Source organism: Bacillus salacetis, assembly GCF_003581585.1.
Classification (GTDB): Bacteria; Bacillota; Bacilli; order Bacillales; family Bacillaceae_B; genus Rossellomorea; species Rossellomorea salacetis.
Window position 1 is genome coordinate 1 of sequence record NZ_QXIR01000036.1, and the last position, 13,595, is coordinate 13,595.

Here is a 13,595-nt window from a genome sequence, read left to right on the forward strand (position 1 = left end):
TTTTGTTTGATATTTATAATTAAGTTTTAAAAATATGAAGATTTTCAGTGCCCTCATCTTGGTGAGGTACCCTTTTGTATTTGGTTTGGTGAAAAGGCTTTGTATGTTTGTTAGTCGATTTTTGTCGGATAGTCGATAAAAGATGAGAATCGCCGATATATTTCCGAAATCGCCGGTAAATTTGAAAAATCGCTGATATATCTCCCAAATCGCCGATAAACACTATCCCGTATACCCAGTAAAAGAGCAAGATTTCTCAATCCAGTTTCTTCAATGGCTTTTTAGCCGGACCTTCCAATACTTCCCCGTCGAATGAGAAGCGTGAACCGTGGCATGGACAATCCCATGTGCGCTCTCCATGATTCCAATGAACCTCGCAGCCCATATGGGTACATGTCGTATCAACGATGTGGAGGTTGCCTTCTTCATCCCTGAAGGCGCCGCCTTTCTGGCCGTTGACGGTTACATGGCCGGCTTCTCCTTCTTTTAGGTCCTCAGGTGAAGTGGAAGCCGGTGTCAACTTGCCCTTGATCAGGTGCTTGGCAACATCGCCATTCTGCTGAAGGAAATGTTTGATGCTCGGGTCGGCCGCAAACCGTGATGGGCTGAAAATTTCTTCGTATGGGCTTGCTTTTTTTACAATCAAGTCCGACAGGATCATACCAGCAGCAGTTCCCGATGTCATTCCCCATTTTTTAAAGCCTGTTGCGACAAAGATGTTTTTATGGCTGGAAGTCAGTTGGCCGATGTATGGGACCTTATCAACTGATATCAAATCCTGTGCTGACCACCGGTAAGGGTTTTCTTCAATGCCAAGGACTGATTCTGCATACTCTTCCAAGGCTTCATAATGCTTGACCGTATCTTTCCCTTGGCCGGTTTTGTGATCCTCTCCGCCGACCAGTATCAATTTCTCTCCGTTCGTATCGGTAAATCGCAGCGAGCGTGATGGACTTTCGGCATTCAGATACATACCGCCGGGGAAGTCCTTCTTTGCTTTGATACCAAGAATGTAGGAGCGGCTGGCATACATTTTGGCAAAATAAAAGCCCTTGCCATCGAAAAAAGGAAAGTGAGAGCAAATAAGGACATTGCTGCAGGTCACTTTACGGCCGTCCTTTGTCACTATGACTGGATTGCTCCCTTCCTGGATATCAACGGCTGTTGTTTTCTCGTAGATGGTACCGCCGCTTTTGGTAAACTCCTCAACGAGTGCTTTTAAATATTTCAATGGGTGGTATTGTGCTTGTTTCTTCATCACTACGGCGGATTTGATAGGGAGGTCGATCGGCAGTTGTTCAACCAGTTCCCCATCAATTCCAAGTTTATTGTAAGCAGTGAATTCTTTACGAACCTTTTGATCGTATTTCTCTGTGATGGCGTAGACATACGCATCTTCTTCAGTCAGGTCACAGTCGATTTGCAGGCTGCTGACATTCTTCTTTATGTATTGCAGTGCATCGTCATTTGCCTGGTAGTATGTCTTTGTGAGGTCGACGCCGAAATGCTGGATTAGTTCATCGTAAATAAGCCCATGCTGAGCGGTGATCTTGGCTGTCGTATGGCCGGTTGTGCCATTAAGGATATTGTCCGCTTCTATGATTGCTACATTCTTTCCTTGCTTGGCCAGTTCATAGCCTGCTGTAATCCCTGCGATTCCACCGCCGACAATGGCAATATCCACTTCTGTATCCTGGTCAAGTGCCGGGTAGCTGTCAAAGCTGGCTGTTTCCCTCCAATAGGGCTCTGGCGCTGCATTCAAAGCCTGTTTCTTCTCATCTGATGACATATTAATCCTCCTAAATATCCTGATAGAACTATAATTTCCATAAAGAGGGTAATTATGCCTTTGGCCATATACTTTAGCGCTTTAAAGCAGCCGGGGACAGTCCCCGGCTGCTTTAAAGCGCTAAAGGAATAATGCCAGCCATCAAAAAGACCCTGCAAAGATGCAGGGTCTAATGCATGTCAGATTAACTTTTCAGCTGCTTCGACGGTCTGCCTTAGAAGCATGGAGATGGTTACAGGGCCGACGCCGCCTGGAACGGGTGTGATGGCACTTGCAGGCTTGAGGCATTCCTCGTAGTCGACATCACCGATATTGCCTTTGTTGTAACCGGCATCGAGCACCATTGCACCCTCCTTGATCCAGGAGCCTTTAACGAAGTTCGGCTTGCCGACTGCAGCTACAACGATGTCGGCATTTCTCACGATATTTTCAAGATTTTCAGTATAGGAATGGCAGGTTGTGACCGTAGCATTGCGATTCAAAAGCATCATAGAGACAGGCTTTCCAAGGATAGGGCTCCTGCCGATTACGACAGCATGTTTCCCTTCAATTGGAAGTTCATAATAATCCATGATCTCCAGGATGGCTGCAGGAGTGCAGGATGGGTATGTGCCGAATCCGAGCGAAGTCTGCCCAAACCCCAATGAAGTGACTCCATCCACATCTTTTTCAATGGCTATGGCTTCAAAGGCTGCGCGTTCATCGATCTGGGAGGGAACCGGATGCTGAAGGAGAATTCCGTGAACCCCTTCGTCCTCATTTAATGATTGAATCGTTTTTAATAATTCTTCTGTCGTGGTGTTTTCTGCCAGTTCAATTTTCTTGGAGAGGATGCCTAGACGTTCACAGGCATTTCCTTTCATTTTGACATAAGTGGCCGAAGAAGGGTCATTTCCCACCAAGATAGTGGCAAGACAAGGTGTGATCCCACTTTCATTCAGTTTATCGACTCTTGGCTTCAAATCCTCTTTTACTGCAGATGCGACACGGCTGCCATCCAGAATCAGCTTTTCGTTTACAATCATTCTATTCCCTCCTGGTTACTGTTTGTAGGTTTGATTTCAGAACAAGAAAAGAGACTGACTTGCAGAACATGCTTCTCCCTAAAAGCGTGGTCCTGAAAATCAGCCTCAGCCCAGGCGAACGGCTATTAAGCTAAAAAAAGCAGCTCCCTTGTGGTTGGTTCCACAGTCTTCGCCAGTCACTGCTTTCATCGATTTAATTGTTGATTTCAGTATAACACGAATATAAAATTATTTTCTACCTTTAATGTTCGTTTTTTATGTATTTTTTTAAGCTGTAATTAGAGGGTTTTAACAATCAGTGATTGCTTGAAAGGTAAAGTTTGCGCCTTCCTGGGGGATTAGCAGGACAGATGAGACCACCAACCCAGCTCCCAGCCCCTCGGGGTCAATTAACCCGAAGAGAAAAAAAGGATAGAATGCCTTTTTTCTCTTCGAAACATTTGCCTGTCTTGCCTGGTCAGGGCTATTCCGCTTTTTATGCAAGCGAAGCTGAGGAGACCAATCCAGCTCCAGCGACTGGCAGATTTCGTTCTCCCTCCTTGCGATTAGTCAATATCAACTCACTTTGTTCGTTGTGTTTCCTCTATTCTCATGCGGGAGCCCTCCATCTGTACGTCGCTAAAGGCCGCTTTCGCTTTTTATTCACCGCCTGCTCAGCGGAGTCTTGGAGGCCTGCAGTGAAAAGCAATCAAAAGGTTCATCCAAAAGTCGTAGAAAGGAATCCGGCTAATTAGTGAAAGCGGTCTCTCCCTTATATCCGATTAGTTCAAGAGGTATCCTCAATATAATGAAAGTACTAGCAAAACGAAAGGGGATATTACAATGAGTAAAGACAAAGTGGTTATGATTACAGGGGCTTCCAAAGGACTGGGGAGAGAGCTGGCATTTGCTTTTGCCAAAGAGGGTGCCAAGCTTGCCATTTGTGCACGAGGTGAAGAAAAGTTGAAGGAAGTGCAGCAGGACTTGGAAGCAATGGGTGCAGAAGTGCTTGCGGTGGCTGCCGATGTATCAAATTCCAGGGATGCCGACAGGGTCGTTTCCATCACGGAAAAAGTCTATGGGCGTATTGATGTGTTAATCAATAATGCTTCCATATTCGGGAAAGGGCCATGCTTGCTGCTGGATTACACTGATGAGGAGTTTGAGAAAGTAATGAAGGTCAATACAATGAATCCGTTCATCATGACTAAACGTGTTCTACCCGGGATGGTTTCACGTGGAACAGGCTCAGTCATCAATTTGACGTCAGAAGCAGGCAAAATCGGGTTTGCGGAATGGGGAGCTTATGGAATAAGTAAATTCGCTGTTGAAGGGATGACCCAGACATGGGCAGACGAACTAAGCGGGACCGGGGTGCGGATGAATATGGTCGATCCTGGGGAGATGGATACAGAAATGCATGCCAAGGCTGTCCCTGATTGTGAGTATGAGCTTGCAGAGCCTGCGGATGCTGTGGGAATCTTCCTGTACCTTGCATCCGATCAGGCGTCAGATGTAAACGGGGAGAGGTTTGAAGCTCAGAAATTCGATGTGAATGAGGGGGTACTCTGATGGCTGCCATTGGAAATGCATTTAAAATACCGCAATCACTTAACGCCAAAGTTCCAGCAGAACGGCGGGGATCGGGCAGGGACGACGTCCGGTTGATGGTCATGGAGGGGGAGGACGTTCATCATGAACGATTTTCCTCTCTTCCGGACTTCCTTAATGAGAGGGATCTTCTCGTTTTCAATAATAGCCGGACCATCCCGGCGGTCTTAAAGGCTGCAGCTGGCAATCGCGAAGTGGAAGTAAGGTTATCCAGGCAGCTGGATGATCACAGGTGGGAAGCGTTGATATGGGGCGGACTTTTTTCAGCTGGGGATGAATTGATGTTGAATGAAGGTGTGAGCGCTGTGGTAACAGGCACAGGGAAAGAAAAGCCGCTGATTATCCTCGCCTTTTCAATAAGCGGAGTCGAATTGATGGACTATATATACAGGCTGGGGGAGCCGGTACGCTATGAATATATCGATTCAGCCTGGACGCTTGATGCCTATCAAACTGCCTATGCATCCGTTCCCGGCTCAGTCGAGATGGCTTCCGCCGGACGTGCTTTTTCCTGGAATCTGCTTGGGAAACTCAAGGAGAAAGGGGTCAAGACAGCCTTTTTGACACTGCATACGGGTTTGAGCTATTACGGGCATGACCGATGGCCGAATCCTGAAAAGCATCCTGAATCATACCATATTCCGAAAGAAACCGTTGACCTCATCCGTTCTGTTAAGAAAGCACATGGAAGAGTGATCGCAGTCGGAACAACTGTTGTCCGGGCTTTAGAGACAGCAGCTGATGAAAATGGAGATCTGACGGAGGCTGAGGGGATCACCAGCCTTTATATCCGAAAAGAATATAGACTGAAGACTGTTGATGGGTTGATCACAGGACTCCATGAACCGGAAGCGACCCACTTGGAAATGCTCACAGCGTTCACCCCGGAACATCAACTGTTTGAGGCTTACCGGCAAGCTCTGAAAAGGGGCTACCTCTGGCATGAGTTTGGCGACATGAACCTGATTTTAAGAAAGAATGTCCTGCAATGAAGTGGCACCACGGAGGAATTGAGGTAAGCAGCCTCAAGAAATCGTGCGGCTTTTATGAAGAGATCTTCCAATTCACTGTGAAGGAATGCCTCATACTGGAGGATGAAAAAATAATCTTCATGAAACGGGGATCCATTATCCTCGAGTTAGTTGAAACCGGAGAAGAATCTACAGGGTCATCGAATATGCATTTTGCCTGGGAAGTGGAGGATCTGCCATTGTGGAGGGAGCATCTGGGGAAATTCGGCCTGCATCCATCAGAAGGGCCGTATCATTTAGACTCCGGTGCGACTGTGATATTCTATGAAGGGCCTGACGGGGAAATGATTGAGCTCCTTTCCCGCGGGTGAGGTGTTTATTAAAATAGGAATCTATGATAAAGTATTCCGGGTGACAAACTAACAAGTAGGATGGGATATCATGAACAGAGAATATAGATTGCGCTGGTCGTTCTTCACCATCGGATTATTAGTCCTGGCATTCGGCATCACCTTGACTATCAAGGGTAAAGACCTGGGCATCGGACCCTGGGATGTTTTCCATTATGGTTTGTTCCTGAAGCTTGGCCTGACCATCGGAACATGGTCGATCATTGCCGGTTTTGTGCTATTATTGGTGACCGGACTTGCAACCAGGACCTTTCCTAAGATAGGCGCATTCCTTAACATGCTGTTGATCGGTTTATTCATAGATTTTTTCAATTTTATCATTCCGGACACCTCGTCCATCGTGATTCAAAGTATTTTATTCGCTGTTGGTACCATCATCGTTGGATACGGTATCGGATTGTATGTATCTGCTGACTTCGGTGCAGGCCCGCGGGACAGCTTGATGCTGCTGATTGTAGAAAAGACAGGCTGGAAGATTCAGTGGGTCAGGAACGGGATTGAAGTGACCGTATTCCTGCTGGGCTGGATGTTGGGCGGACCGGTCGGAATCGGTACAATCATCATAGCCTTCTTCCTTGGATCGGTTGTCGGAATCTCCCTTCCGCAATGCCAGCGTCTTATGCGCACGATGATTGCGAGAGGGGCAGAAGCGGCTTCTACAAAAATATAGCTTACTTCAAAAGGCATGTCACCGGGTGACAATGCCTTTTTAAATAGGGACTTTTCGAACACTCTGCTGTGGATCGGAAGTGAACTTTTTAGTATCCAGGGTAAAATACCATGATTATTAAAGGAAGGGTGCTTTACATATTCCTGCTTCCCGGGATTTTAACGGCGATATATCAACATATTATTTGAAATTCATCTTGAATAGCAACAAAGTTTACGAAAAGAGCCTGACGAAAGAAACCTAAAGGAAAGAAGGTGAAAGCCATCCGGGTGCAGAAGGAAGTAGTAAAACCTGTGAATTGGGGGATGAAGATGAAAAAATCAGGACAGCTGTTCCACTATCATGCCTGGGCTGTGGAAAAGCTGCTTTCATACATAGAAAAGGAGGTGCCTCAAGCCTTTTCAGCACAGATTGTAAGCGTGTTTCCATCGATAGAGGAGACATTTTTTCATCAATATGAAGTCGATCTTCTATGGTACGGCCGAATGAATAAAGAATTTCAAGGTGAGGTCAAAACGCTTTCTTCACCCGGTGAATACCGGCAGGCTTTTCAGGAATTACATATGGACATTCAGCGGTTTATTGCGGAAAGCCGGGATTTGACCAGCCTGGTACACTATCGCACCTCGTCTGGTGAAGAGTTCACCAACCAGCGTGGGGATTTGCTTCAGCACCTGGTCAATCATGGAACTTATCACCGGGGAAATATCAGTGCCATGCTCCGCCAGCAGGGATACATCGGGATTTCAACTGATTATATCTATTTCCTGAGGGAGATGGATCAATGAGAGAGTATGTGGGAGATTGTAAAACCTGCAGCAAGCCTGTATATTGTCTGGATGGTTTTTTCAATGGTATACACGACCCGGATTCAAAGGAGATTGTGTGTTTTGAGTGCGAAAAAAAACAAGAGGAGGATGAAAAATGACGTATGCACAGCAGTTGATCGGTCTTTTCCGGCAGCATGAAAATGAAGAAAATGCCGGTCCTATGAAAGCTTATATGCGGAATCAGTTTGAATTCCTGGGAATTAAAACGCCTGAAAGAAAGGAACTTCTTCGCGGTTTTATAAAAGAGAATGGCATTCCGCCGCTGGATGAACTGCCCGAAGCGGTCCGGGAACTTTGGGGTCAACCTGAACGGGAATTTCAATATCTGGCTCTTACTCTACTGGATAAGGAACGGAGAAAGCTCGGTCCTGAACATCTCGCCCTGCTGGAAGAGCTTGTTTTAAGGAAGTCCTGGTGGGATACGATCGATACGATTGCCTCAAGGATAGCCGGTTTTATTATCAGAAAATATCCGGAAGAGGGGGAAGCTTATTTGGTGAAATGGATTTCCTCCGATAACTTCTGGCTGAACAGGACAGCGATCCTTCATCAGCTGAGCTATAAAGGGGAAACAGATGAAGTAAAGCTGTTCACCTATATCCGGCAGCACTCTTCCTCCAGGGAATTCTTTATTGAAAAGGCGATCGGGTGGGCACTGAGGGAATATTCCAAGACGGCCCCGGAGCAGGTTAAAAGGTTCATTGAAAAAGAAGACCTGCGCCCGTTGAGCAAGAGGGAAGGCTTGAAGCACGTGAATAGCAGTAAAGCTAAATGAGCTGGAATTTGGAAGCAGACTAATACTCGGTGCCGGCGGGAAGTGGCTCCCCCGGTTCATCCTTCGAAAAAGTTAACATCGTCTTTGCTTGCCATTGTTCCTGAATCTCAAAATGGAAGCCATCAACCTGCACGCAGAGTCAACTTCCTGCTTATCCTTTTTCATTTGGGCATTCACCCAGGCGGATATGCTGCATAAGATAGAATGTGTTCTCCTATTTTATCAGTTTACGAAAAGGAGTGTTTGCAGTGAGCGGAAAAGTACGTAATTATTATGCCGGCGGAAATACAGCAAGGGGCTTTCACAGCTTATATGCTTCCAACTTGCATGGGCTCGACCGCCTTTTTATCTTGAAGGGCGGGCCTGGGACCGGAAAGTCATCGTTGATGAAATCGATCGGCAGTTACTGGAGCGGAGAGGGGTGGGATATCGAGTACCTGCACTGTTCATCCGATAATGAAAGTATTGACGGACTGATCATCCCGGCATTGAGTGTCGGCATTGTTGATGGAACAGCCCCCCATGTCATAGAGCCGAATCTCCCGGGAGTGGTGGAGGAATATATCAACCTCGGCTCTGCCTGGGATTCAAATATGCTGAGAAGCCATAAGGAAGAGATCGCAGCCCTGACAGGTGAAATTTCCTCGGCATTTCAAGCAGCCTACAGCACATTTGCACAGGCCTTGAAGATACACGATGACTGGGAAAAAATTTATATCGAAAACATGAGCTTTGAAAAATGCGATGCATTGACTGCTGAGTTGATGGAAACCTTTTTCTCTCATATATACTTAAACAAAAAAGGTGAGGTAAGGCACCGCTTCCTGGGGGCCGCAACGCCAAAGGGCCCGCGTGATTTCATCGGCAACCTGACAGAAGACCTTCCAAAGCGGTACTTCATCAAAGGCAGGCCGGGGACAGGGAAATCCACAATGCTGAAAAAACTGGCACAGGCTGCAGAGGACAGGGGACTCGACGTTGAGATTTATCACTGCGGCTTCGACCCGAACAGCCTCGATATGGTGATTGTCCGCGAACTTGGCTTCGCAATTTTTGACAGCACTGCTCCTCATGAGTATTTCCCTGAACGCAGTGGGGATGAAATCATCGATGTGTATGAAAGGGCTGTGACGCCGGGAACTGACGAGAAATATGCCTATGAAATCAAGGAAATCAGCAAGAACTATGCGGGAAAAATGAAAGAAGCCACTTCTTGCCTGGCAAGAGCCAAGTCCCTTCATGACGAACTTGAAGCTTACTATATCAGCGCAATGAACTTTGATATTGTTGGTGAATTGAAGGATAAGATACAGTCCGAATTGGAACAGCTGGCTCAAAAAGACTAGAAGCAAAGGATGGACCGTTTCACCAGGCCCATCCTTTGCTTCTTTAGCACGTTAAACCACTAAGAGGGACTGTCCCTTTTAGCGGTTTAACGTGCTAAAGATAAGGGAATCCTTGACATAAGGTTCGAGGTTAACAGCCATTTGATTCATGGTATAGTGATACATAGGGGATTCAAAATCAGGGGGAAAAGGGGGAAATAGTGATGAATTGGAATAACTGTATAGAGCGGCATAATACCCATTCAGTCAAATGGTCTTTTTCAGACGAAGAGATCATCCCGATGTGCATTGCCGATATGGACTTTCAAGTATCAGAAGCTATCACAGAAGCCATGAAAGAGAAAGCGAAGCATGGCATCTATGGATATACGACGTTTAGCGAGCGGTACTTCCATGCAATACAAATGTGGTGGGAGAGACGCCATGGCCTTGAGGTGAAAAGGGAATGGATCGCTTTCAGCCCGGGGATCATCCCGGGGATGAATATCCTGCTGGGACTGCTGACGGAACCGGGTGATTCTGTCATTGTGCAGGATCCTGTATACTATCCGTTCTACAGTACAGTTGAAAATAATGGCTGTACAATTTTAAAAAACACCCTTACATATGAAAATGGACATTATGAAATGGATTTTGAAGATCTGGAGTCAAAAGCAGCGGATCCAAAGACGAAAGTGTTGATCCTCTGCAGCCCCCACAATCCTGTTGGCAGGGTCTGGACAAAGAGAGAGCTGGGGCAAGTCGCGGAAATCTGCCTGAAGCATGGTGTCTGGATCATTTCGGATGAGATGCATGGCGACCTTGTCTATGAAGGCGCTGTGCATCATCCTCTTTTCAGTATTCAAAAGGACCTTCAGCAGAACAGCATCCTTTGTGCGGCTCCAAGCAAAACCTTTAATATCGCAGGGCTGCAGACGTCGATAATGATGATTCCGAATAAAGAGCTGAAGGAGAAATATGAGCAGAAGCTGCTGAACCTTGGGATGTCCCGGCCGAATGCTTTCGGTGTGGAAGGAACGATAGCGGCTTACGAGCAGGGAGAACCGTGGCTTGATGAGCTGCTGATGTATCTTGAAGGAAATCGTCAGTTTACCGTGAATTATTTACAAGAAAACATCCCTTCAGTGAAAGCTGTCATACCAGAAGCGACTCATCTCATTTGGCTGGACTGTTCAGAGTTGGGCATGGAACATGAGGAGTTGTTTGAGTTCTTCCTGGTGGAAGCCAAAATCAAGTTTGACGAAGGGTACAAATTCGGGCCGGGCGGCGGAAAGTTTGTCAGGATGAATATTGCCTGCCCGCGTGAACGTCTCGAAATGGCCCTTCAGAGAATGGACGAGGCAGTATTGCGGAAACGTGTTGAGGACCGTGCTCAAATATCCTCTGCAAATGGAGGCAAATGCTAGTATTAGAAAGAGGCTGCTTAACAAGCAGCCTCTCAGCTTGTGGATAAGGTCCTGGATATGGACCATGTCTACAGGCTTTTTTTTATATAACAGTATTCCTCCCCAGATTCTTCAGGTGAACCTCCTCGCTGTGCTGCTCCCACCTTAGACCCTTGAATTACGCCCTTTTCTGCATCTCCATCAATACCTGCTGATAGGCTTTTGCTTCGTTTGCCATTCCTTTCTCCTTGTATAAGCGGGACAGCCACTTGACCGGGGCTGGATCATTGGGACGCAGCTCCATGTCCCAGCTGAAGCAGTCGATAGCCCGGTCGATGACATTGAATTGGTAGTAGAATTCACCCAATTGCGATTGGTGGTCAGGATCGTCCAGAAGTGTGTTCATTCTTTTAATCTTCTCTGCTATAGGCAGTGATAGATTCTTTGATTGAAGAGGCGACATCCAGTCAGCTACAAAAGAAACATCATGGCCTTTAAGAAGTGATTGGACACAGGATTTCAAAATTTTGTCCAGCTTTGCCGGTTCCTCTTGGAGGGCGGGGATCAAGATATTGTTCAGTTTTTCAATAGGAATGGATGCCTGCTGCCATTGTATTCTTTCAAAGAGGTCCGTCAGAATATCAGTGTGGATCCTGCTTGCGCTATCAGGTGCATTGCACAGCAGTTCAAGGGCTTTTTCGTGTTCGCCTGCATCCAGCAGTTCCTGGAGGAGCTGCTGCACAAGTTCATGATTAGCCGGGAGTGCTATCGCCAGCGTGTACAGAAGTTCACGATAGACGTCTTGTTTGAATTGGGTTCGTAACCATAAGGTCAAAGGTTGAAGGGTTTCATTGCCGGGATTTCTCTGCAAGCTTTCGATCATTAAGGCTGTGACAGTCAGCTTCTGATTCCTTTTGAGCACCAGTTGTTGAAGCGCTTCGCTGCTTTCTTGTTCATGCCTGTTTTTCCAAAACTCCGAGACTGCATAGAGAGGATCTTTTTCCAGCAGCTTGAGTGGATGCTGCATATAGATTTTTTCATAGGGGCGGAAGTTTAAGTCGGCTGAGGTTTGGCGTACCCAAGCGTTATCGGGGGCCATATCAGCAAGGATTTTCAAGATCTTGTATGCGTGAAGGAACTGTCCGTCACGGCGGTACTGATAATAGTGGCTTCGTATCAGCCGGAAAAGCTTTTCCGGTGCGATGAACGAATCCAGTGCACTGAATATATAAGATATTTCCTGAGGTGACATTCCGGCCTGCAATTTTTTATGAAGCTCATTGAAACTGATCACCTTTGATCGGGTGTTCTGTTCCAGCAGCTCGTCGGCCAGTGGATGAGGACATAAAAAAACAATTCCCTCTTTGAAAGCCTGTTCGATAAATGAGCTCCGTTTGAGCTTCAAGGCTTTTTTGTTAGTCAGGAATTGTTCTTTATAGAAAAAAAGATAATGAAGTTCTTGGCGGGAATTGACTGCTTCAACAAAAGCAATATCCCTGTAGAATGCGATTCGTTCCGGGGTGAACTCTCCGTGTTCCAGCAATACCTTATTGGTCGCCACAATGACCGCCTCCTTTTGATTTCAGTATAACATACTTCAATGGTAACAGTCACAACCCGGAATTTGTCGAATGGAGTAAATTCCCTATTTTTCAGCAATACTATGTAAAATCAAACGTCTAGCTGATAGAGGGTGAGAACATGTCATTACAGCTCATTGAAGCGTATATTCCCAAAAAACATTTCGAAAAAGTAGATGAAAAGCTTCGCAAGTTCTTTTCTACATCGTACGTGGTGCGTAATCATTCAAAGGAAAAATGTCTTGTCCGAATGATAGTCAAAACCAACGATTCAGAAGAAATCCTGAATTACCTTGAAAGCATCATAAATGTGGTGGATGGATTCGAAGCTACATTGTTTCCTGTTCAAAGCCATATCAGGCGCAAGACAGATGAGGAGATAGAGAACGAAAAAAAAGAGAAGGAAGAAGAACGTAATTCAATCCAGCGGGCAAGCAGGCATGAATTATATGTAAAGATCGAATCAATGAGCACTATTCATATGAATTATTTATTATTTGTCATCCTTTCGTCCATTGTGGTGGCCATCGGAATCATCAAGAATAGTTCAGCGATAGTGATCGGAGGAATGGTGATCGCCCCTCTGCTTGGACCGGTGATTTCCCTGGCTTTTGGCTCGATCCTCGGTGATTTCAAACTCGTCAGGCAGGCTCTGCTTACTGTCATGGCAGGAGTGGGTATTTCGCTGGTGATAGCGATATTGTCAGGATTGGTGCTGCCTGTTCCAGTGGAAAGTGAAGAATTTATATCTCGGATGAAGGTTGATTATTTAGATGGGATCCTGGCACTTGCTTCTGGAGCGGCAGGAGCACTGGCAATCTTGAGAGGTTCTCCAAGCTCACTGGTCGGTGTCATGGTTGCAGTGGCTTTGCTCCCTCCGGCCATTGTCCTTGGCGTAACAATCGGTGCAGCGCTATGGGAGCATGTTCTTCCTTCCTTTCTGCTGCTGTCAGTGAATATCAATAGCATTCTTCTATCAGCCGTAGTTGTCTTTAACCTGTCAGGGATCCGGCCTATCAAGTATGATGAAATTCAGCGGGCAAATAACTCCAGGAAATTCGCCTTGATCTTTGTCAGTATCATCTTCTTATTTCTGATCATCACAATATGGTACAACAATCATGCCTACACAGGGAATGTTTGACTGCAGCACAATAACTTTGTCCACCACACGTAAACATGTTAAAATAAATAGGTATGAAACATAGCATCCATCTATTGATT

At 46.1% G+C, this 13,595-nt stretch carries 12 protein-coding genes and 1 riboswitch; of the genes, 9 read left to right on the forward strand and 3 right to left on the reverse strand.

What is annotated here, in order from left to right; genetic code table 11:
* Window positions 1-256 precede the first annotated feature (256 nt).
* Both D3H55_RS19735 and D3H55_RS19740 read right to left on the reverse strand, forming a co-directional pair.
* A complete protein-coding gene (locus tag D3H55_RS19735) occupies window positions 257-1,789 on the reverse strand; it encodes an FAD-dependent oxidoreductase (protein ID WP_119549024.1) in 1,533 nt (510 codons plus the stop codon).
* A gap of 179 nt (window positions 1,790-1,968) precedes the next feature.
* Window positions 1,969-2,814, reverse strand: coding sequence for a bifunctional 5,10-methylenetetrahydrofolate dehydrogenase/5,10-methenyltetrahydrofolate cyclohydrolase (locus tag D3H55_RS19740; RefSeq protein WP_119549025.1), 846 nt, complete (start codon window positions 2,812-2,814; stop codon window positions 1,969-1,971).
* A 101-nt stretch (window positions 2,815-2,915) separates the two neighbouring features.
* Window positions 2,916-3,004: riboswitch (ZMP/ZTP riboswitch) on the reverse strand.
* Window positions 3,005-3,636: 632 nt separating this feature from the next.
* Between D3H55_RS19740 and D3H55_RS19745 the strand changes: the two genes are divergently transcribed.
* The 8 genes from D3H55_RS19745 (at window position 3,637) to D3H55_RS19780 (ending at window position 10,812) form a co-directional block, all read left to right on the forward strand.
* Window positions 3,637-4,365, forward strand: coding sequence for an SDR family NAD(P)-dependent oxidoreductase (locus D3H55_RS19745; RefSeq protein ID WP_119549026.1), 729 nt, complete (start codon window positions 3,637-3,639; stop codon window positions 4,363-4,365).
* Window positions 4,365-5,396, forward strand: coding sequence for an S-adenosylmethionine:tRNA ribosyltransferase-isomerase (locus D3H55_RS19750; RefSeq protein WP_119549027.1), 1,032 nt, complete (start codon window positions 4,365-4,367; stop codon window positions 5,394-5,396). The genes D3H55_RS19745 and D3H55_RS19750 overlap by 1 nt, the downstream gene beginning before the upstream one ends.
* Complete coding sequence (locus tag D3H55_RS19755) at window positions 5,393-5,746, forward strand: VOC family protein (protein ID WP_119549028.1); 354 nt, start codon at window positions 5,393-5,395, stop codon at window positions 5,744-5,746. Before D3H55_RS19750 ends, D3H55_RS19755 begins: the two co-directional genes overlap by 4 nt.
* Window positions 5,747-5,816: 70 nt before the next feature.
* The gene (locus D3H55_RS19760) at window positions 5,817-6,455 is read left to right on the forward strand and encodes a YczE/YyaS/YitT family protein (RefSeq protein WP_119549029.1); all 639 of its coding nucleotides are present in this window, start codon (window positions 5,817-5,819) and stop codon (window positions 6,453-6,455) included.
* Between the two features lie 311 nt (window positions 6,456-6,766).
* Entirely contained in the window at window positions 6,767-7,243 is a 477-nt protein-coding gene (locus D3H55_RS19765; RefSeq protein ID WP_168413181.1) for a DinB family protein, read from the forward strand.
* 136 nt (window positions 7,244-7,379) lie between these two features.
* Complete coding sequence (locus D3H55_RS19770; protein WP_119549031.1) at window positions 7,380-8,060, forward strand: DNA alkylation repair protein; 681 nt, start codon at window positions 7,380-7,382, stop codon at window positions 8,058-8,060.
* 248 nt (window positions 8,061-8,308) lie between these two features.
* On the forward strand, window positions 8,309-9,406 hold the full coding sequence (locus D3H55_RS19775) for a PRK06851 family protein (protein ID WP_119549032.1): 1,098 nt from the start codon (window positions 8,309-8,311) through the stop codon (window positions 9,404-9,406).
* Window positions 9,407-9,609: 203 nt separating this feature from the next.
* Window positions 9,610-10,812 carry a MalY/PatB family protein gene (locus D3H55_RS19780; RefSeq protein WP_119549033.1) on the forward strand — a complete coding sequence of 401 codons (1,203 nt, stop codon included), beginning with the start codon at window positions 9,610-9,612 and terminating at the stop codon, window positions 10,810-10,812.
* Window positions 10,813-10,969: 157 nt separating this feature from the next.
* Here D3H55_RS19780 and D3H55_RS19785 read toward each other — a convergent pair whose 3' ends face one another.
* Complete coding sequence (locus D3H55_RS19785) at window positions 10,970-12,352, reverse strand: hypothetical protein (RefSeq protein WP_119549034.1); 1,383 nt, start codon at window positions 12,350-12,352, stop codon at window positions 10,970-10,972.
* 140 nt (window positions 12,353-12,492) lie between these two features.
* Between D3H55_RS19785 and D3H55_RS19790 the strand changes: the two genes are divergently transcribed.
* Entirely contained in the window at window positions 12,493-13,515 is a 1,023-nt protein-coding gene (locus D3H55_RS19790; protein WP_119549035.1) for a TIGR00341 family protein, read from the forward strand.
* Window positions 13,516-13,595 lie beyond the last annotated feature (80 nt).

Bases quoted from the DNA above. Each gene is read 5' to 3' on its own strand.
- D3H55_RS19755 (WP_119549028.1), top strand. From the start codon at position 5,393: ATGAAGTGGCACCACGGAGGAATTGAGGTAAGCAGCCTCAAGAAATCG.
- D3H55_RS19780 (WP_119549033.1), top strand. From the start codon at position 9,610: ATGAATTGGAATAACTGTATAGAGCGGCATAATACCCATTCAGTCAAA.
- D3H55_RS19765 (WP_168413181.1), top strand. From the start codon at position 6,767: ATGAAAAAATCAGGACAGCTGTTCCACTATCATGCCTGGGCTGTGGAA.
- D3H55_RS19790 (WP_119549035.1), top strand. From the start codon at position 12,493: ATGTCATTACAGCTCATTGAAGCGTATATTCCCAAAAAACATTTCGAA.
- D3H55_RS19745 (WP_119549026.1), top strand. From the start codon at position 3,637: ATGAGTAAAGACAAAGTGGTTATGATTACAGGGGCTTCCAAAGGACTG.
- D3H55_RS19760 (WP_119549029.1), top strand. From the start codon at position 5,817: ATGAACAGAGAATATAGATTGCGCTGGTCGTTCTTCACCATCGGATTA.
- D3H55_RS19735 (WP_119549024.1), bottom strand. From the start codon at position 1,789: ATGTCATCAGATGAGAAGAAACAGGCTTTGAATGCAGCGCCAGAGCCC.
- D3H55_RS19770 (WP_119549031.1), top strand. From the start codon at position 7,380: ATGACGTATGCACAGCAGTTGATCGGTCTTTTCCGGCAGCATGAAAAT.
- D3H55_RS19750 (WP_119549027.1), top strand. From the start codon at position 4,365: ATGGCTGCCATTGGAAATGCATTTAAAATACCGCAATCACTTAACGCC.
- D3H55_RS19740 (WP_119549025.1), bottom strand. From the start codon at position 2,814: ATGATTGTAAACGAAAAGCTGATTCTGGATGGCAGCCGTGTCGCATCT.